Origin of the sequence: Listeria monocytogenes, from assembly GCF_013282665.1 — a bacterium.
GTDB classification, from domain to species: domain Bacteria; phylum Bacillota; class Bacilli; order Lactobacillales; family Listeriaceae; genus Listeria; species Listeria monocytogenes_C.
Window position 1 is genome coordinate 120,223 of sequence record NZ_CP054041.1, and the last position, 19,912, is coordinate 140,134.

Sequence of the window (19,912 nt, forward strand, 5' to 3'; positions counted from 1 at the left end):
TATAATCAAACCGTTTTCTTCCTAAAAATAGTTGCGGTTTCTAGTGCTTTTTCTAAATCTTCATAAATAATATTGCCAACAATAATCGTATCCGCATATTTTGCCATTTCAGCAGCTTGTTCTTTTGAACGTATTCCGCCCCCGTACCAAAATTTTGTATTATTTAACGCGGCACTTACTTTTCTTACAACCTCTGGATCTCCGTACATGCCGCTATATTCGACATAAAAAATGGGCAGATGAAATATATTCTCTGCTAACCGCGCATAGGCAACGATATCTTCGTCCGTTAAATCGGTTTTCGCTTCTGTTAAATGAGCCACTTTTGCATCTTTATTTAAAATAACGTAACCTTCTGCTGTGACTCGCTTCCATGGAATAAATGCTCCCATTTCTTTGATTAACTCCTGATGTAAACCGTGTGTCCATTTACTTTTTTCTGTATTCAACACTACTGGAATTAAAAAATGGTCTGCTTCAGGTAAAATCATAGATTCATTGCTTATTTCAAGGAAAATCGGCAAGTCCGTTTCACCTAATAATTCGTAAAGCTTTTGGACTGCTTCGATTTGTACATTATCCGTCCCACCAATAATAAATCCATCGGTTCCAGAATGGACGAGCTTCTTTAGGTCATTCATTGGTAAATTCTTTGCTGGGTCTAACTTGAATAAATGCTTCATTTGCTCCTCCAAGTCTCTATAATGGGATATCTTATTATAGCATTAGTTACATTTCATCGCACCCTTACGACCAAAAATTTTAACTTTTTTTAAGCTTTTTTTCTCAGTTACTGTTGGGATAGCTTTTATTTTATGGTATGATGAGGAAAATTTGATTTTATTAAGACTTCGGAGTATTTACATAGAAAAAAGGAAATGGGGATATTATGCAAGAAAATAGAGAAGAATGGGGCTCAAAAGTCGGATTTATATTAGCATCCGCTGGGTCCGCAATAGGAATTGGTGCGATTTGGAAACTGCCTTATGTGGCTGCAACTGCAGGAGGCGGCGCATTTTTCTTATTGTTTTTAGTTTTAACTTTACTCGTTGTAATGCCACTTTTAATTGCAGAATTTGTGATTGGGCGAGGTTCTGGCGGCGATGCCGTTCAAGCTTATAAAACGCTCGCGCCCGGAACAAAGTGGAATTTACTTGGAAAATTAGGCGTAGTTGGCGCAAGTATTTTATTTTCATTTTATAGTGTCGTTGGCGGTTGGATTATCACTTACTTAATTAAAACAATTGTCGGCGGGATTGCTGGCGAAAATCAAGCAAGTCTACTACATGATTTCCAAGTGACGACTGCAAATCCATGGATATCGGTTAGCGCAACGATTCTCTTTATTTTACTGAATGTCATTGTTATTAGCCGTGGCATTGTTAGTGGAATTGAAAAAATGAGTAAGTTTATGATGCCAGCTCTTTTTATATTATTTATTATTTTAATTATCAGGTCCTTAACACTACCTGGCGCGATGGAAGGTGTCGCATTTTTCTTACGCCCGGATTTTAGTCATTTTACAGCACAAACGGTTCTTATTACGCTTGGCCAGGCCTTCTTTTCACTCAGTGTGGGGATTTCGGTAATGGTTACCTATAGTTCTTATTTAAATCGTTCGACTAGTTTACCCCAGTCTGCCATTTCGGTTTCGCTCATGAATGTGTTTGTCTCGCTTCTTGCGGGATTAGCCATTTTCCCGGCAGCATTTTCGTTTAATATTACACCCGATGCGGGACCTGGATTGCTATTCGTTATTTTACCTTCCATTTTTAATCAAATGCCATTTGGGATGTTCTTCTTTATTATTTTCTTAATTTTATTCTTATTCGCCGCATTAACCTCCAGTTTCTCGATGCTTGAAGCAACGGTTGCACCACTGATGAATGCGGGAATTAATCGTAAAAAAGCAAGTCTTTGGATGGGACTCGTGATTGTTTTAATGGCTATTCCAAGTGCGCTAAGTTTTGGCGTTTGGAGTGATGTCCAGATTTTTGGACTAAGTATTTTTAATGCTGCCGATTATCTTGTGTCGAATATTATCCTGCCAGTTGGTGCTTTATTTATCGCGATTTTTGTTGGGTATCGTTTACCTCGTGAATTACTTTTAAAAGAATTTACCACAAGCAGTCATGTTGGTAAAAAGGTTTTTATTATTTGGCTCTTTCTCATTAAATATATTGCACCAATCGCGATTATCTTTGTCTTCCTTTCCGCAACTGGTTTAATCGACTTTCTGTTTTAACAAAAAAGCAATCCGCTAATTTTTTAGCGAGATTGCTTTTCTTATATTGCCATCAGGACAATACTTGTCACACAAATCAAGATTCCACTTAGGCCAATCGCCGTTCCAATTGCTCGTTTTTCTCTAACGTTAGCAAGCGTCGTGAAAATAAAACAAATAATAAAGACCCAGTGCCACAGTAATGAAAAATCAAGTCCCGTGCCAGTGGCAATCATATTAATCACAAAATAAATAACTGCAAGCGCAAGAATAGAGATGATAACAATCTGATAGGTTTTACTATTAAACTTTTTCAACATAATCCCTACAATCTTATTCTGGCTTCGTCATTCTTGAAAATACAACATCATACATATCATTACCATAATGAAGTGAACGTTTTACACGTGAAATAGTTGCTGTACTTGCCCCAGTTTCAGATTCAATCACATTATATGTTTTTCCATCATGAAGCATTTTTGCTACTTGGAAACGTTGAGCCATGGACTGTATTTCATTCACTGTACAAACATCATCAAAAAAAGCATAACATTCTTCTAAATTTTCGAGTGTTAAAATCCCTTGGAAGAATTCATCCAATCCTTGTCCACGCAACTTCTCTATTTGCATATCTTTACCTCCAAATAATCTCATATATCCTACTTTCATATTTTAACGTACCAACGCGTAAAACACAAACGTTTCTCTTCACTAAATGAACAAAAAAGTACTATCTAGGAATTTATCCTTGAGATAGTACTTTTTAATTATTCTGCTTTTGTTCCAATATCAATGCGATAAAAGAAGTTTGGATTGTCCAGTTTTTGCATTTCAGGATAAAGTAATGTGCGTGCGTCACTCATTGTTTCTGCTTCTTTTGCTAGTAGCAAGACGCGTCCACCATTAGAAATAAAATCGCCATTTTCATCTTGTTTTGTACCTGCATGATAAATCGCTACATCTTCAGCAATATCATTTAGACCGATTAATTTGTTTCCTTTTTCATAATGCTCTGGATAACCGGCGCTGGCTAAGACAACGCCTAGCGTAATCCCGGATTTTTTAAAGCGCACATCTGGTTTTTCGTTATGGAGTAAAGCGTCTATCAGTGCTGCAAAATCACTTTCTAAACGAGGCAAAACGACCTGTGTTTCCGGATCTCCAAAACGTGCGTTAAACTCAATTACTTTTGGACCTTCTGCGGTTAAGATAAGCCCTGCATAGAGAATTCCGCGGAAATAACGACCTTCTTTTACCATTCCTTTTGCGGCTGGAATAAGAATTTTTTCGACAGCTTCGTCTACTATCGTTTCAGAAATATGTGGCACCGGAGAATAAGCGCCCATTCCACCAGTATTTGGTCCTTTATCCCCTTCATAAGCACGTTTATGATCTTGCGCGATAGCCATTGGATAAACTTCTTCCCCATTTACAAACGCCATCAAGGAAAACTCTTCTCCCGCTAAAAAGTCCTCGATAACGACTTTGAGAGATGCGTCACCGAATTTTTCTTCTAGCATCATATCTTTTAATGCAAGAACCGCTTCTTCCATTTCTAATGCTACAGTGACTCCTTTTCCAGCAGCGAGTCCATCTGCTTTAATGACAATTGGCACACCGCGCTCATCCAAGTATGCCTTCGCTTCCGCATAATCGGTGAATGTTCTTGATGCTGCCGTTGGAATAGCATATTTCTCCATAAATTGTTTCGCAAAATCTTTGCTGCCTTCAATTAATGCTGCATTTGCTTTTGGACCGAATGCTTTAATTCCAGCTTCTTCGAGAGCATCGACAACCCCTTCTAAAAGAGGCACTTCAGGTCCAACAATCACAAAGGCAATTTCTGCTTTTTTAGCAAAATCAATTAAACCAGCTTTATCCGTTTCAGAAATAGCTACGAGTTGGATGTTGTCTAAACGCATTCCGTCGTTTCCGGGAGCACAGTAAACTTTTTCGACATTATTGGATTCTACTAATTTTTTACTAATAGCATGTTCTCTACCACCGCTACCAACTACTAATAAGTTCATTTATTTACACGTCCTTTTTGAGGATTAATGTTTGAAGTGTCGTACATGAGTTAGAACCATGGAAATACCATATTTGTCTGCCATCGCAATTGATTCCTTGTCTTTGATGGATCCACCAGGCTGAATAATCGCTGTAATACCCGCTTTCGCCGCAGCTTCGACTGTATCATCCATTGGGAAAAAGGCATCTGAGGCAAGTACTGCTCCTTTTGCTTTCTCGCCAGCTTGCTCTAGTGCAATTAAAGCGGAACCGATTCGATTCATTTGTCCGGCACCAATTCCAAGTGTTTGTTTATCAGATCCTACTACTATCGCATTGGATTTTACATGTTTCACAATTTTCCACTGAGCAATTAATGCTTTCATTTCCGCTTCTGTAGGTTGTTTTTCCGTTACTACTTCATAACTCGCTGTATCTTCTATAACAGAATCACTCGCTTGAATAAGAAGTCCACCATTTACAGATGTTTTCTCGAAGCCTTTTATGGAAGCGGCAAACGGAACAGTTAACAAGCGAATATTTTTCTTTTTCGCTAAAATGGCAAACGCTTCTTCAGAGAAACTTGGTGCAATAATGATTTCTAAGAAAATTTTGCTCATATGTTCAGCTGTTTTCGCATCCACTTCTTTATTTAAGGCAACAATCCCGCCAAAAATAGACGTTTCATCCGCTTCATAAGCTTTCAAATAAGCTTCTTCAATATTTTCGCCAACACCAACGCCACATGGATTCATATGTTTTACTGCAACTGCGACTGGTTCTGTAAATTCACTCGCAATTTTAAGTGCTGCATCTGCATCGCGAATATTGTTATAAGATAACTCCTTACCGTGCAACTGTTTTGCGGAACTAATGGCGTTTTCTATCGTGCTAGGTTCTGTATAAAAAGCGGCATCTTGGTGAGGATTTTCACCATAACGCAAAACTTGTTTTCGATTATAAGTAAACGTCACTTTTTCTGGGAAAGTTTCTCCAGTGATGTTCGTTAAGTATTCTGCAATTAAAGCATCATAAGCGGCTGTGTGCCGAAAAACTTTTGCAGCTAGACGTTGGCGCGTTTCAAAAGTAGTTGCACCGTGTTCTTGTAGTTCTGTAAGTACCGTATCATAATCCGCTGTATCCACTACTACCGTAACTGCTGCATAATTTTTCGCAGCAGATCGTAACATCGAAGGTCCACCAATATCAATATTTTCAATCGCTTCTTCTAAAGTAACACCAGCTTTTTGAATCGTTTCTTGGAAAGGATATAAATTTACAATGACTAAATCAATTGGCTTGATATCATGTGCGGCAATAGCTTCCATATGTTCGGCTGTATCGCGTCTTGCCAGTAACCCACCATGAATTGCTGGATGAAGTGTTTTCACGCGGCCATCAAGCATTTCTGGAAATTCAGTTACTTCTTCGATTCCTGTTACCGGTACGCCAGCTTGTTCGAATGCCGCTTTTGTTCCACCAGTCGAAATAATTTCTACTCCAAGTTCTACTAATTTTTCTGCAAATGGCACGATGCCGTTTTTATCTGACACACTAATAAGCGCTCTTTTCATGATAATTAATCGTTCCCTCCATTTTGAATTAATCCTCGAATCACTTTTGGATAAAAAATATGTTCTACTTGATGAATTTTTTCAGCTAAAGTATCTACAGTTTCCGCATGTTCAATCGGTACTTTCACTTGATCAATAATTGGTCCAGTATCCATTCCCGCATCCACAAAATGTGCGGTGACACCAGTTTCTGAAACATTCGCTTGAATCGCTTGACCAATTGCATCTTTTCCTTTGAATTCAGGTAACAACGACGGGTGCAGGTTCACAATTTGCTCAGGGAATTCCGCTAATAAGGTTGGTCCAATCAAACGCATATATCCTGCTAGCACTAACAAATCAATTTCCAACCCGCGAAGTTCTAGTAAAATTTCTGTTTCAAAAGCTTCTTTATCCGGATAATTTTTCGCTTCAAAAAGGAAAACAGGAATATCGTGCTTGTTTGCCCGCTCTAAAACATAAGCATTCGGTTTATCACATACCAGTAATTTCACATGAGGCTTAATAAATTCATCATCCATTAAAGCTTGAAAATTTGAACCGTTACCAGAAGCAAAAATGGCTATATTCATCCTTTTGTGCCTCCTGTGAAAATAACCGCATCATTTTCACGTGTCGTAACTTCGCCAATAACATAAGCCGCTTCTCCATTTTGAACGAGTACTTCTAATGTTCTTTCCACATCCGCTTTCGCAACTGCCAACACCATACCAATGCCCATATTGAAAATTTCATACATTTCCATTTCGTTTAATTGGCCGTATTTCTTCATAACGTCAAAAATCGGCAACACTGGCCATGAACCTAGCTCCACTTTCACAGCTAAATCGCTCGTTAACATCCGTGGCAAATTCTCTACAAATCCGCCACCCGTCACATGCGTAATTCCGTGCACATCAACCTTTTTCAATACTTCTAAAACTGGTTTGACGTAAATACGTGTTGGTTTAAGTAGCTCTTCCACAAGTGGTACATCTAGTTCACTGATTTCCGCATCGAGTGAAAATTCGTTATCTTTAAAGAAAATTTTGCGCACAAGGGAGTAGCCGTTACTATGAATCCCGCTAGATGGAATTCCAATGAGTGTATCTCCTGCTTTGACTGCGCCTTCTGTAATTAGCTTCTGTTTCTCTACAGCCCCAACAGTAAAACCAGCTAAATCATAATCTTCCGCGCCGTACATATCAGGCATTTCTGCTGTTTCGCCGCCAATTAAAGCTGCACCAGCTTGTTCACAGCCATCAGCCACGCCTTTAACAATTTGTTCCATTTTCACAGGATCTGTTTTCCCAGTAGCGATATAATCTAAGAAAAATAATGGCTCGGCGCCTTGAGCTAAAATGTCATTCACGCACATTGCCACGCAGTCAATCCCGATGGTATCATGCTTATCTGCTTCAATTGCCAAAAGTAATTTTGTCCCAACACCATCCGTACCAGAAACAAGGACAGGCTCTTTTAGATGCAAACTACTTAAGTCAAACATTCCGCCAAAAGAACCAAGTGCCCCCATCGCGCCTAATCGCTTTGTTCTAGCCACATGTTTTTTGATGCGTTCTACCACTTGATAGCCAGCTTCTACGTCCACGCCTGCTTTACTATATGCATTCTCTGCCATTCGATTTGTCACTCCTCATTATTTTTCTGCTTCTAAGCTCGCTAAATATTCCGCTTCATAATCATATAAAGGGGTTGGGTAATCGCCGTTAAAATAAGCCATACAAAGTCCCCCGTAAGGTTCGTTCGGATAAGGTCTGCCAATGGAATCTACTAAACCTTCTTCACTCAAATACTCTAAAGAATCAGCCCCAATAATCCGACAAATTTCATCAACAGAATAATTAGAAGCGATTAATTCATTTCGCGTTTGGATATCAATTCCATAAAAACAAGGATAAGCAAGTGGTGGAGAAGCAATTCTCACGTGAACTTCCGCTGCACCCGCTTCCCGTAAAAGTTGTACGATTCGTTTACTCGTCGTCCCGCGAACAATCGAATCATCAATCATGACGACGCGCTTCCCTTCCACAACCCCACGCACGGCAGAAAGCTTCATTCTAACACCTTGCTCCCTGAGTTCTTGTGATGGCTGGATGAAAGTTCTTGCCACATATCTATTTTTGATGAGACCAAGTTCGTAAGGAAGACCAGCTTCCTCCGCATAACCAATCGCCGCAGAAATACTGGAATCTGGTACACCCGTAACCACATCTGCATCAATAAAAGCCTCTTTTGCTAATCTTTTACCTGAACGTTTTCTTGCCGAGTGAACATTAATTCCAGCAATATTAGAGTCTGGTCGCGCAAAATAAATGTATTCCATACTACAAATTGAATGCGTCACATTTTCCGTGAATTTTTCAATTCGAAGTCCGTCATCATTAATAATAATTAGCTCGCCTGGCTCCACATCACGGACAAACTCAGCGCCAACCGTTTCAAAGGCACATGTTTCCGAAGCAACTACGTAAGAATTACCAATGCGACCTATCGAAAGCGGTCTAAAACCATTCGGATCAAGCGCCGCATACATCGTGTCTTCCGTCAGGAGCATGTATGCAAAGCCACCTTTCACTTTATTCAAAGCCACTTTTAAATCTTCCACAAAATCACCTGTATGGCTACGTTTAATTAAATGCGCTAACACTTCTGTATCCGAACTCGTTTGAAAAATAGCGCCTTCTTCTTCTAGTTCACGGCGTAAACTTTTCGCATTAACCAAATTCCCATTATGCGCAAGTGCTAAAGAAGAACTATGAAAGTGAAATAAAAATGGTTGTACGTTCCCTAAGTTTTTTTGACCAGCTGTCGCGTATCGAACGTGCCCAATGGCTGCCTTACCTTTTAAATCATCTAATTCACCATGTTTAAACACGTCTGCTAAAAGACCGAGGTTTCGGTGACCTTTTAGTGTTTCTCCGTCTGTTGAAACAATTCCGGCACCTTCTTGACCGCGATGTTGTAAACTATGCAACCCATAATAGGTGATTTCCGCTGCATTAGGATGATCCCAAATACCAAAAATACCACATTCTTCGTTAAGTCCTTTTACTTCAGCAAGCATGGAATAGCCCCTTCCCAAATGGATCGTAATTCCGTTGTTTTCACTGTAACTAGGTCTTCGTTATGTTTTACACGAATCGTATCATCCTCGGTTACTACACCAAGGCGGTATACTTTTTCCAGCTCCATTAATTGCGCAAAAGCTGCTTCATTTTCCGGTTTTACTGATACTAAGAAACGTGATTGCGATTCACTGAAAAGCTGATTTAACGCAAATGGTACTTCCACATCCGCACCAAGACCTGCTTTAAAAGTCGCTTCCGCCAGGGCCACACCAAATCCGCCTTCCGCCAAATCATGACTAGAAGCAACTAGACCTTCCTGAATCGCCGTTAGAAGCAATTGTTGGTATTTTTTCTCTGTCGCTAAATCTAATTCCGGCGCGCGTCCGCTAATTTTCCCTTGTTGCAATTTCTGCAATTCCGAACCACTATATTCAGCTTTTGTTTCACCGATTAAGAAAATCACATCGCCACTAGCTTTAAAATCTTGTGTCGTAATATGCGCCAAATCTTCTACTAAACCAACCATTCCAATAACTGGTGTTGGATAAATACCGGTACCATCTGTTTCATTATAAAGCGATACATTCCCTGAGATAACAGGCGTATCAAGTTCTAAACAAGCTGCACTAATACCGTCAGCTGCTTTTTCAATTTCCCAAAAAATTTCTGGTTTTTCCGGATTTCCAAAATTCAGTCCATCTGTAATCGCTAGTGGTTTCCCGCCAGAACAAACGATATTGCGCGCCGCTTCCGCAACCGCTATCGCTCCGCCAACTTCTGGATCAAGATACAAATAGCGCGAGTTACAATCTGTCGTCATCGCAATTGCCTTCTCTGTTCCACGCACACGAACAATCGCCGCATCTGAACCAGGTACAACAGCTGTATCCGTCCGAACTTGGTAATCATATTGCTCATAAATATGGCGCTTACTAGCAATCGTTGGCTGAGCAAGCAGTTCCTTCCAAACTCCCACCACGTCATCAATAGCTGGCACAAACGCTTCCTCTTCTTGGAAAGCTTGATAACGAGCTGGTTCTTTCGAAGGCTTATGATAAACTGGCGCGTCTTCCGCAAGTGCATCAACAGGTACATTCGCAACTACTTCACCGTGATGAATAATTTTATACATTTTATCATCCGTTACTTGACCAATCACAACAGCCTCTAAACCATAACGTTCAAATAACGCTTGGATTTCTTCCACATGCCCTTTTTTCACACATAGAAGCATCCGTTCTTGTGATTCAGAAAGTAACATTTCATATGGCGTCATATTTAGTTCCCGTTGCGGCACATCATCCATAATTAATTCTAGCCCAGCGCCCGCTTTTGACGCCATTTCGGAACTCGAACTAACGAGACCAGCAGCCCCCATATCTTGAATTCCCACTAAAATATCCGAATGATCACGAATCACATCTAAACATGCTTCAAGCAATAATTTCTCCATAAAAGGATCACCAACCTGTACAGCAGATCGTTGTTGTTCGCCTTCTTCACTAAACTCTACAGATGCAAAAGTGGCACCATGAATCCCGTCACGACCAGTTTTAGCACCAACATACATCACCGGATTACCGATACCTTTTGCTTGTCCTTTTTGAATGTCTTTCGCTTCAATTAAACCTACACACATTGCATTTACTAGTGGATTTTTTGTATAACAAGGATCAAATTGGATTTCGCCACCAACCGTTGGAATCCCAATGGAGTTACCGTATCCTGCGATTCCCGCAACGACTTCACTAACTAAGTATTTCGCATGAGGTGTATCTAATTCGCCGAAACGAAGCGAGTTCAGCATTGCAATCGGTCTCGCTCCCATCGAAAACACATCACGAATAATTCCACCAACCCCAGTTGCAGCCCCTTGATACGGCTCTACATAGGAGGGATGATTATGACTCTCTACTTTAAATGCAACACCTAGACCATCGCCAATATCAACAATCCCAGCACCTTCACCCGGTCCTTGCAAGACTTGTTTTCCTTCTGTAGGAAATTTTCGAAGTACTGGTTTAGAATTTTTATAACTACAATGTTCGGACCACATAACGGAGAAAAGTCCAGTTTCTGTATAATTAGGCTCGCGTCCAAGAATGGAACAAACAAGCTCATATTCACTATCAGTTAAGCCCATTTCTTGATAAATCTTTTGTTCTTTAATTTCTTTTGTCGTTGGCTCCATGTTAGGCATTTACTTGTTCCTCCTTCCAAGCTTTTACAACGGACTCGAAAAGTCTTAAACCATCAGTACCGCCAATAATTTCTTCCACCGCGCGTTCTGGATGTGGCATCATTCCAAGCACATTACCGCGCTCATTTACGATACCCGCAATATCCGCACGACTACCATTCGGATTAACGTTCTCATATGTAAACACAATTTGGTTATTATCTTTTAATTTTAAAAGTGTTTCGTCGTCACAGTAATAATTACCTTCTCCGTGAGCAACGGGAACTTGGATAATTTCGCCTTCTTCATAAAGCTCCGTAAACATCGTACTTGCATTTGCCACACGAAGCGGCACTGTTTTACAAATAAAATGCAAATTATTATTTCTAATTAAAGCACCTGGCAACAATCCAATTTCAGTTAAAATTTGGAATCCGTTACACACACCAAGCACTGGTTTTCCCATTTCAGCAAAGCGCAAAACTTCTGGCATAATACTTGAAAATTTTGCAATCGCACCAGTTCGCAAGTAATCTCCGTAAGAAAATCCGCCTGGAAGTAAAACCGCGTCAAAGCCTGCAAGACTTGTTTCCGCATGCCATACATATTCCGCCTCCTCGCCAAGAGAATCGCGAATCGCATGTAGCATATCAAGATCACAATTTGAACCTGGGAACTGAATGACAGCAAATTTCATCGTTTACGCCTCCTCAATTTCATATCGGTAATCTTCCATCACCGGATTGGTTAACAGTTTGTCGCACATTTCATTTAATACTTCATGAATATCTCGATCTGATTTCGCAACTTTTAGTTCCATAAATTTACCAATACGAACATCCTCTACTTCCTCGTAACCCATGCTTTTTGCTGCGTCTTTCACTGCAACCCCTTGTGGATCTAATACGCTTTTCTTTAAAGTGACATAAACTTTGACATTATACATTTTGTGGCCTCCTAGTTTTGAACTTGCTTTAATCTATTCAATACTTCTGTATACACATCTGTTAAATTGCCAATATTCCGACGAAAGACATCCTTATCGAGCTTTTGGTTTGTTTCCTTGTCCCAAAGTCTGCATGTATCAGGCGAAATCTCATCTGCTAGTAAAATATTTCCAGCCGCATCCCGACCAAATTCTAACTTAAAATCAATTAGCGTAATATTCATTTCATTGAATAATTCTTGTAGCACCTTATTAATCGAACGAGCAGCATGGCGAATCGCGTCCATTTCATTCGTTGTTGCAATATCTAAATAAAGCACATGATTGTCATTAATAAACGGGTCATCTAACGCATCCTCTTTAAAATAAAATTCCACTATCGCATTTGGAATTGGCTCGCCTTCTTCTTTCCCAAGCCGCTTCGCAAGACTTCCAGCCATCACATTACGAACAACCACTTCAAGTGGAATAATTGATACCTCTTTCACCAATTGTTCCGTTTCGGAAATCGCCCGGATAAAATGGCTCTTTATGCCTGCTTCTGTTAAATGAGAAAAAATAAGGGAGGTAATTTGATTATTAAGCTCGCCTTTACCAACAAAAGCTTCTTTTCGCGCTCCGTTTAATGCCGTTGCCTCATCTTTATAAGCAACACGCAAGACTCCAACTTCTTCTGTTTTAAAAAGCCGTTTTGCCTTTCCTTCATAAACCAGTTCATTAGTCACAATAATTTATCTCCTTATAAATTACTTAACCTCTTTGAAAAAAATATATCAAAGAGGTTAGGTTGTATTCTGCCCGTAATTATAATCCTAAACGATCAAAAATTAAGTCGACATTCTTCAGGTGATAGTTGTAATCAAAACAATCTGCAATTTCTTCCGCAGATAGGTTTTCAGTAATTGTTGCATCTTGTTCTACTAATTCACGGAAGGGTACTTGTTTTTCCCAAGCTTCCATTGCTCTTGGTTGCACGACATCATACGCCGCCTCACGAGCTAAACCTTTATCAATAAGCGCAAGTAATACACGCTGTGAATATATAAGTCCTAGTGTTCTGTCCATATTACGTTTCATATTTTCTGGGAACACCGTCAAGTTCTTCACAATATTACCAAAACGATTCAAAATATAATCAAGTAAAATAGTGGAATCGGGCAGAATAATCCGTTCTGCTGAGCTATGAGAAATATCTCGTTCATGCCAAAGTGGCACATTTTCATAAGCAGTAACCATATGACCGCGAATAACGCGTGCTAAGCCAGTAACATTTTCAGAACCAATTGGATTACGTTTATGTGGCATTGCAGATGAACCTTTTTGCCCTTTTGCAAAGAATTCTTCTACTTCACGCACTTCACTTTTTTGCAGTGCACGTACTTCTACCGCAAATTTTTCTACAGAAGTTGCAATTAAAGCTAGCGTTGCCAAGTATTCTGCATGGCGATCACGTTGCAACGTTTGTGTAGAAATTGGTGCAGGAGTAGTTCCTAATTTTTCACATACGTAAGCTTCCACAAAAGGATCAATATTCGCATACGTCCCAACTGCACCAGAAATTTTTCCAAATTCAACGCCGTCAGCAGCAAAGTTAAAACGTTCCAAATTACGTTTCATTTCCTCGTACCATAAAGCAAGTTTTAGACCAAAAGTAGTTGGCTCCGCATGAACACCATGTGTACGTCCCATTGTTACGGTATATTTATGTTCTTTCGCTTTCTCGCCGATAATCGCAATGAAATTTTCCAAGTCTTTGCGCAAAATCTCATTCGCTTGTTTTAGCAGATAAGAATTCGCTGTATCCACTACGTCTGTTGAAGTTAAGCCATAATGAACCCATTTACGTTCCGCGCCAAGCGATTCCGAAACCGAACGTGTAAATGCTACTACATCATGTCTAGTTTCTAGTTCAATCTCATGAATACGATCCACATCAAACTTCGCATTAGCGCGAATCTTCGCAATGTCTTCTTTCGGAATGTCGCCAAGCTCTGCCCAAGCTTCACAAGCTAAAATCTCTACTTCCAGCCAAGCTTGGTAACGGTTTTGTTCTGTCCAAATATCGCCCATTTCTTTACGAGTATAACGTTCTAACATCCTTTTTAATTCCTCCAGTTACTTCCAAATTTGCGTTTCTTCTAAATCTTGTAAAACCGCTTTTGGTTCATCAGTCAGCACGGTGATATGTCCCATTTTGCGATTAATTTTCGCTTCTTTTTTGCCATAATAATGTACAAACCAATGAGGATAATTCACCATTTGTTTATTCACAGCATCGACATGTTGTCCTAAAATATTAATCATTAAAGCTGGTTTTAAAAGTTCTGGTTTCACGAGTGGCAATCCAACAATTGCTCGAATATGCTGTGTGAACTGAGAAATGGAACAAGCTTCAATCGTAAAATGCCCAGAGTTATGCGGTCTAGGAGCAAGTTCATTCACATAAATCGCCCCTGAACCAGTCACAAACATTTCTACTGCCAAAACACCACATAATTGAAGTACATCCGCTAATTTTCTAGCTATTTCTTCCGCTTCCTCATGCACGTCATCTGCCACATTTGCTGGAGCCGTAGTTGTATGCAAAATATTATTTACATGCAGGTTTTCTGCAACAGGGAACGTCTCTATTTGTCCATCTAAATTACGAGCAACAACGACAGAAATCTCTTTTTCAAAAGGAATCCAAGCTTCTAGTACACAAGAGCCGTATCTCAACAATCTCGCCGCTGTTTCAATATCCCTCTCATCATGAAGAACTACTTGGCCTTTCCCATCGTAACCACCCTGTGCTGTTTTTAAAACAGCAGGATAGCCAATACTCTTAATTTCGCTTTCAATTTCATCTTGTTCAACAATAACTGCGTATGGCGCAATATTAATATTAGCTGATTCCAAATAGGCTTTTTCTAAAATTCTATCTTGCGTAATCGAAAGCAATTCCGATCCTTGTGGAACTGATACTAAGTTCTGCGTCATTTTTAAAGCATCATAGTCAATATTTTCAAACTCATACGTAACTACATCTGCTTTTTCGGAAAGTTCGCGTAACGCTACTTTATCATCATAATCCGCGATAATTTGCTCATCGCTTACTTGAGCTGCTGGACAATCGGCAGTAGGATCAAGAACAATAATCCGATACCCCATCGCTTTCGCTGCAAGAGCAAGCATTCGCCCAAGTTGTCCACCACCAATGATACCAATAGTACTATTTGTCAGTAAAAATTTTTTATCCAAGAGAATCACTACTTTCTAGAACTGTTTCTTCTAGTGTAGCACGTCTTTTTTGTAATCTGTTAGTAATTGCATCGTCTGTTATAGATAAAATTTGTGCAGCTAGAAGTCCAGCATTGACCGCGCCGCTTTCTCCAATAGCTACTGTTGCTACCGGAACACCTCCAGGCATCTGTACAATAGAGAGTAACGAGTCCATTCCATTCAATGCTTTTGATTTAATTGGAACACCGATAACTGGTAAAGTCGTCTTTGCTGCAACCATACCCGGCAAATGCGCCGCACCACCAGCACCGGCAATAATAATTTTCAAACCACGTTCCCGCGCTTGTTCTGCATATTGAAACATTAAATCTGGTGTACGATGAGCTGAAATCACTTTTTTCTCATAAGCTATTTCTAATTCATCCAATACATCACATGCTTTTTTCATTGTATCCCAATCTGAGGTACTCCCCATAATGACACCAATTACAGCAGGCATTACGTGATCAACTCCTTAATAATCTCTTTTCAACTCCTTCATTCTAACAATAGGCACGATAAATGTCAACGAAAAATCGAACATTTAATTGTTACATTTTATTAACGTTCGTGTTTAGAGTCTATTTATTCTTTTTCCTTGCATTATGTACCCATTTTCACTAGATAAATAAAAAAAGAAGCTACCATCATAGGTAAGCTTCTCTTCATTTCCGAACTTGTTTGACCCAAAATCCACCGTGAATTTGTTTTGGTTCAGAGGAAACAATAAATGCACCACTATCAATTTCGATAATATGCTTATATAATTTCCGCTCATTCTTCCTCTGTGTCAAAATTTCAAGCATCATTCGTTCGCCATCGCGACCACTCGCAAGCCAACTAGTAACACCATACCCTAAATCGCGAATTTGGTTTGGTAAGTCTAGATTATATTCTTTTGTAATAACATTCACTGTAATATACCCTAAAGCAATGCGTTCTTCAATTTTCATACCAACAATAATTCCCACACCAAATCCAATAGCATACGCTAAAACATTGGCAATGTTATTTAAGTTATCTAAAACTAAACTAAGAGCAACGACATAAATAATCATTTCAAACACACTCGAAAGCGCAGCTAAATAACGATATCCTTTCATTGTCAAAAGTAACCTCACCGTATAAATCGTTACATACAAAATATTTACAACAAAAATAGTTGCTACTATAAATACGCCATTATCCACTAAAATAACCCCTCCACCTAAAAACTACTTTCCAATGAGTCTTTTACTAATATAACATCCAATAAGATAGCTGACAAAAGAAACACTTCAACAAAAAAAGCCCTAAATAATTAGGACTTTTTCAAATTGCCCGGCAGCGACCTACTCTCGCAGGGGGAAGCCCCCAACTACCATTGGCGCAGAGAAGCTTAACTACCGTGTTCGGGATGGGAACGGGTGTGACCTTCTCGCCATAACTACCAGACAATATTGAGTTGTTGAAAGATTGCTCTCTCAAAACTAGAGAAGAAAGTGTTCAGTTAGGTAACTTCGTTTCATTTTTTGGTTAAGTCCTCGATCGATTAGTATTTGTCCGCTCCATGTATCGCTACACTTCCACTCCAAACCTATCTACCTGATCATCTTTCAGGGATCTTACTTTCCGAAGAAATGGGAAATCTCATCTTGAGGGGGGCTTCACGCTTAGATGCTTTCAGCGTTTATCCCTGCCACACATAGCTACCCAGCGATGCTCCTGGCGGAACAACTGGTACACCAGCGGTGTGTCCATCCCGGTCCTCTCGTACTAAGGACAGCTCCTCTCAAATTTCCTGCGCCCGCGACGGATAGGGACCGAACTGTCTCACGACGTTCTGAACCCAGCTCGCGTGCCGCTTTAATGGGCGAACAGCCCAACCCTTGGGACCGACTACAGCCCCAGGATGCGACGAGCCGACATCGAGGTGCCAAACCTCCCCGTCGATGTGGACTCTTGGGGGAGATAAGCCTGTTATCCCCGGGGTAGCTTTTATCCGTTGAGCGATGGCCCTTCCATGCGGAACCACCGGATCACTAAGCCCGACTTTCGTCCCTGCTCGACTTGTCAGTCTCGCAGTCAAGCTCCCTTGTGCCTTTACACTCTGCGAATGATTTCCATCCATTCTGAGGGAACCTTTGGGCGCCTCCGTTACTCTTTAGGAGGCGACCGCCCCAGTCAAACTGCCCACCTGACACTGTCTCCCCACGCGCTAAGCGTGGCGGGTTAGAATGGTCATACAGCCAGGGTAGTATCCCACCATTGCCTCCTCGTATGCTAGCGCACACGTCTCTTCGGCTCCTACCTATCCTGTACAAGCGGTACAAACATTCCATATCAGGTTGCAGTAAAGCTCCACGGGGTCTTTCCGTCCTGTCGCGGGTAACCTGCATCTTCACAGGTACTATAATTTCACCGAGTCTCTCGTTGAGACAGTGCCCAGATCGTTGCGCCTTTCGTGCGGGTCGGAACTTACCCGACAAGGAATTTCGCTACCTTAGGACCGTTATAGTTACGGCCGCCGTTTACTGGGGCTTCAATTCGTACCTTCACCGAAGCTAAGCACTCCTCTTAACCTTCCAGCACCGGGCAGGCGTCAGCCCCTATACGTCACCTTACGGTTTTGCAGAGACCTGTGTTTTTGCTAAACAGTCGCCTGGGCCTATTCACTGCGGCTCTCTCGGGCTTGCACCCTAATAGAGCACCCCTTCTCCCGAAGTTACGGGGTCATTTTGCCGAGTTCCTTAACGAGAGTTCTCTCGCTCACCTTAGGATTCTCTCCTCATCTACCTGTGTCGGTTTGCGGTACGGGCAGTACTACTCTTCCTAGAGGCTTTTCTTGACAGCGTGAAATCAGGAACTTCCGTACTTAATTTCCTTCCCCATCACAGCTCATGCTTCGCAAGAAGCGGATTTGCCTACTTCTCACACTCACTGCTTGGACGCACATTTCCATTCGTGCGATTCCCTATCCTTCTGTGTCACCCCATCGGTTAAACAATTAGCACTGGTACAGGAATCTCTACCTGTTGTCCATCGCCTACGCCTATCGGCCTCGGCTTAGGTCCCGACTAACCCTGAGCGGACGAGCCTTCCTCAGGAAACCTTAGATATTCGGTGGAAGGGATTCTCACCCTTCTTTCGCTACTCATACCGGCATTCTCACTTCTAAGCGCTCCACCAGTCCTTCCGGTCTGACTTCACCGCCCTTAGAACGCTCTCCTACCACGAACCTCTAAAGAGGTTCATCCACAGTTTCGGTAATATGTTTAGCCCCGGTACATTTTCGGCGCGGGGTCACTCGACCAGTGAGCTATTACGCACTCTTTCAATGGTGGCTGCTTCTAAGCCAACATCCTGGTTGTCTAAGCAACCCCACATCCTTTTCCACTTAACATATATTTGGGGACCTTAACTGGTGGTCTGGGCTGTTTCCCTTTCGACTACGGATCTTATCACTCGCAGTCTGACTCCCGAGTATAAGTACATGGCATTCGGAGTTTATCTGAATTCGGTAACCCGAGAAGGGCCCCTAGTCCAAACAGTGCTCTACCTCCATGACTCTTTACCTCGAGGCTAGCCCTAAAGCTATTTCGGAGAGAACCAGCTATCTCCAAGTTCGATTGGAATTTCTCCGCTACCCACACCTCATCCCCGCACTTTTCAACGTGCGTGGGTTCGGACCTCCAGTAAGTATTACCTTACCTTCATCCTGGACATGGGTAGATCACCTGGTTTCGGGTCTACGACCTGTTACTTATGCGCCCTATTCAGACTCGCTTTCGCTACGGCTCCGCTTTTTCCGCTTAACCTTGCAACAAATCGTAACTCGCCGGTTCATTCTACAAAAGGCACGCTATCACCCATTAACGGGCTCTAACTACTTGTAGGCACACGGTTTCAGGAACTGTTTCACTCCCCTTCCGGGGTGCTTTTCACCTTTCCCTCACGGTACTGGTTCACTATCGGTCACTAGGGAGTATTTAGCCTTGGGAGATGGTCCTCCCGGATTCCGACGGAATTTCACGTGTTCCGCCGTACTCAGGATCCACTCTGGAGGGAAAGCCATTTCAACTACCGGGCTGTTACCGTCTTTGGCGGGCCTTTCCAGACCGCTTCATTTATAACTTTCTTTTGTAACTCCGTATAGAGTGTCCTACAACCCCAAGAAGCAAGCTTCTTGGTTTGGGCTCTTTCCGTTTCGCTCGCCGCTACTCAGGAAATCGATTTTTCTTTCTCTTCCTCCAGGTACTTAGATGTTTCAGTTCCCTGGGTCTGCCTTCCTTACGCTATGTATTCACGTAAGGATACTATCCGACTAAAGATAGTGGGTTCCCCCATTCGGAAATCTCTGGATCAACGCTTACGTACAGCTCCCCAAAGCATATCGGTGTTAGTCCCGTCCTTCTTCGGCTCCTAGTGCCAAGGCATCCACCGTGCGCCCTTTCTAACTTAACCAATTTACTTCTACGAAGTAAAGGTTGTTTTTCTAATTTTCTGTATCAGCGATGATACTTCCAATCAGATGAAAGATTCACTTTCAGATGATTCTCGGTTACTTGTGTCATAGATAATTACTTATCTATGCTAACTTTACTAACTTTCTTATCTAGTTTTCAAAGAACAAACATACTGAGAAGTACTAACCTCTCAAAACTGAACAAA

The 19,912-nt window shown here is 41.3% G+C and carries 17 protein-coding genes and 2 rRNA genes; 1 reads left to right on the plus strand and 18 read right to left on the minus strand.

From position 1 onward, the window contains the following. Positions 1-5: 5 nt before the first annotated feature. Positions 6-683, minus strand: a complete 678-nt coding sequence (gene pcrB / locus HRK21_RS00635; protein WP_069887701.1) for a heptaprenylglyceryl phosphate synthase — start codon at positions 681-683, stop codon at positions 6-8. Positions 684-889: 206 nt separating this feature from the next. Between pcrB and HRK21_RS00640 the strand changes: the two genes are divergently transcribed. Continuing rightward, positions 890-2,245: a sodium-dependent transporter gene (locus tag HRK21_RS00640; RefSeq protein WP_069887700.1), complete on the plus strand. Its 1,356-nt coding sequence runs from the start codon at positions 890-892 to the stop codon at positions 2,243-2,245. 41 nt (positions 2,246-2,286) lie between these two features. Here HRK21_RS00640 and HRK21_RS00645 read toward each other — a convergent pair whose 3' ends face one another. The 17 genes from HRK21_RS00645 to HRK21_RS00725 form a co-directional block, all read right to left on the minus strand. Then, complete coding sequence (locus HRK21_RS00645; RefSeq protein WP_003728226.1) at positions 2,287-2,541, minus strand: hypothetical protein; 255 nt, start codon at positions 2,539-2,541, stop codon at positions 2,287-2,289. A gap of 16 nt (positions 2,542-2,557) precedes the next feature. Continuing rightward, positions 2,558-2,854: a YerC/YecD family TrpR-related protein gene (locus HRK21_RS00650; RefSeq protein ID WP_003720075.1), complete on the minus strand. Its 297-nt coding sequence runs from the start codon at positions 2,852-2,854 to the stop codon at positions 2,558-2,560. A 137-nt stretch (positions 2,855-2,991) separates the two neighbouring features. Continuing rightward, the gene (gene purD, locus HRK21_RS00655) at positions 2,992-4,254 is read right to left on the minus strand and encodes a phosphoribosylamine--glycine ligase (RefSeq protein ID WP_070006051.1); all 1,263 of its coding nucleotides are present in this window, start codon (positions 4,252-4,254) and stop codon (positions 2,992-2,994) included. Between the two features lie 24 nt (positions 4,255-4,278). Next, positions 4,279-5,808 carry a bifunctional phosphoribosylaminoimidazolecarboxamide formyltransferase/IMP cyclohydrolase gene (purH, locus tag HRK21_RS00660; RefSeq protein ID WP_070006052.1) on the minus strand — a complete coding sequence of 510 codons (1,530 nt, stop codon included), beginning with the start codon at positions 5,806-5,808 and terminating at the stop codon, positions 4,279-4,281. Between the two features lie 5 nt (positions 5,809-5,813). Then, positions 5,814-6,380, minus strand: coding sequence for a phosphoribosylglycinamide formyltransferase (purN, locus tag HRK21_RS00665; RefSeq protein ID WP_003739196.1), 567 nt, complete (start codon positions 6,378-6,380; stop codon positions 5,814-5,816). Next, complete coding sequence (gene purM / locus HRK21_RS00670) at positions 6,377-7,426, minus strand: phosphoribosylformylglycinamidine cyclo-ligase (protein ID WP_070006054.1); 1,050 nt, start codon at positions 7,424-7,426, stop codon at positions 6,377-6,379. Before purM ends, purN begins: the two co-directional genes overlap by 4 nt. An 18-nt stretch (positions 7,427-7,444) precedes the next feature. After that, positions 7,445-8,872 (minus strand): amidophosphoribosyltransferase, encoded by a 1,428-nt coding sequence (gene purF, locus HRK21_RS00675; protein ID WP_070006056.1) that lies wholly within the window; start codon positions 8,870-8,872, stop codon positions 7,445-7,447. Further along, a complete protein-coding gene (gene purL / locus HRK21_RS00680; protein ID WP_070006063.1) occupies positions 8,857-11,076 on the minus strand; it encodes a phosphoribosylformylglycinamidine synthase subunit PurL in 2,220 nt (739 codons plus the stop codon). The genes purF and purL overlap by 16 nt, the downstream gene beginning before the upstream one ends. Beyond that, a complete protein-coding gene (purQ, locus tag HRK21_RS00685; protein WP_070006064.1) occupies positions 11,069-11,752 on the minus strand; it encodes a phosphoribosylformylglycinamidine synthase subunit PurQ in 684 nt (227 codons plus the stop codon). Before purQ ends, purL begins: the two co-directional genes overlap by 8 nt. A gap of 3 nt (positions 11,753-11,755) precedes the next feature. Further along, a complete protein-coding gene (gene purS, locus HRK21_RS00690; protein WP_003722248.1) occupies positions 11,756-12,001 on the minus strand; it encodes a phosphoribosylformylglycinamidine synthase subunit PurS in 246 nt (81 codons plus the stop codon). A gap of 11 nt (positions 12,002-12,012) precedes the next feature. Next, positions 12,013-12,726, minus strand: coding sequence for a phosphoribosylaminoimidazolesuccinocarboxamide synthase (gene purC / locus HRK21_RS00695; protein ID WP_070006065.1), 714 nt, complete (start codon positions 12,724-12,726; stop codon positions 12,013-12,015). A 79-nt stretch (positions 12,727-12,805) separates the two neighbouring features. Next, positions 12,806-14,098, minus strand: a complete 1,293-nt coding sequence (gene purB / locus HRK21_RS00700) for an adenylosuccinate lyase (RefSeq protein ID WP_070006066.1) — start codon at positions 14,096-14,098, stop codon at positions 12,806-12,808. An 18-nt stretch (positions 14,099-14,116) separates the two neighbouring features. Beyond that, entirely contained in the window at positions 14,117-15,241 is a 1,125-nt protein-coding gene (purK, locus tag HRK21_RS00705) for a 5-(carboxyamino)imidazole ribonucleotide synthase (RefSeq protein ID WP_003739202.1), read from the minus strand. After that, positions 15,234-15,722 (minus strand): 5-(carboxyamino)imidazole ribonucleotide mutase, encoded by a 489-nt coding sequence (gene purE / locus HRK21_RS00710; protein ID WP_003739203.1) that lies wholly within the window; start codon positions 15,720-15,722, stop codon positions 15,234-15,236. Before purE ends, purK begins: the two co-directional genes overlap by 8 nt. Before the next feature lie 205 nt (positions 15,723-15,927). Further along, entirely contained in the window at positions 15,928-16,452 is a 525-nt protein-coding gene (locus HRK21_RS00715; RefSeq protein ID WP_003739204.1) for a DUF2179 domain-containing protein, read from the minus strand. A 128-nt stretch (positions 16,453-16,580) separates the two neighbouring features. Continuing rightward, a 5S ribosomal RNA gene (rrf, locus tag HRK21_RS00720) occupies positions 16,581-16,696 on the minus strand. Positions 16,697-16,773: 77 nt separating this feature from the next. Then, positions 16,774-19,705, minus strand: a 23S ribosomal RNA gene (locus tag HRK21_RS00725). Positions 19,706-19,912 lie beyond the last annotated feature (207 nt).

Coding starts and splice junctions, on each gene's coding strand:
- HRK21_RS00640 (WP_069887700.1), top strand. CDS start 890: ATGCAAGAAAATAGAGAAGAATGGGGCTCAAAAGTCGGATTTATATTA.
- purD (WP_070006051.1), bottom strand. CDS start 4,254: ATGAACTTATTAGTAGTTGGTAGCGGTGGTAGAGAACATGCTATTAGT.
- HRK21_RS00650 (WP_003720075.1), bottom strand. CDS start 2,854: ATGCAAATAGAGAAGTTGCGTGGACAAGGATTGGATGAATTCTTCCAA.
- purN (WP_003739196.1), bottom strand. CDS start 6,380: ATGAATATAGCCATTTTTGCTTCTGGTAACGGTTCAAATTTTCAAGCT.
- purB (WP_070006066.1), bottom strand. CDS start 14,098: ATGTTAGAACGTTATACTCGTAAAGAAATGGGCGATATTTGGACAGAA.
- purF (WP_070006056.1), bottom strand. CDS start 8,872: ATGCTTGCTGAAGTAAAAGGACTTAACGAAGAATGTGGTATTTTTGGT.
- purM (WP_070006054.1), bottom strand. CDS start 7,426: ATGGCAGAGAATGCATATAGTAAAGCAGGCGTGGACGTAGAAGCTGGC.
- purL (WP_070006063.1), bottom strand. CDS start 11,076: ATGCCTAACATGGAGCCAACGACAAAAGAAATTAAAGAACAAAAGATT.
- purS (WP_003722248.1), bottom strand. CDS start 12,001: ATGTATAATGTCAAAGTTTATGTCACTTTAAAGAAAAGCGTATTAGAT.
- pcrB (WP_069887701.1), bottom strand. CDS start 683: ATGAAGCATTTATTCAAGTTAGACCCAGCAAAGAATTTACCAATGAAT.
- purE (WP_003739203.1), bottom strand. CDS start 15,722: ATGCCTGCTGTAATTGGTGTCATTATGGGGAGTACCTCAGATTGGGAT.
- purQ (WP_070006064.1), bottom strand. CDS start 11,752: ATGAAATTTGCTGTCATTCAGTTCCCAGGTTCAAATTGTGATCTTGAT.
- purH (WP_070006052.1), bottom strand. CDS start 5,808: ATGAAAAGAGCGCTTATTAGTGTGTCAGATAAAAACGGCATCGTGCCA.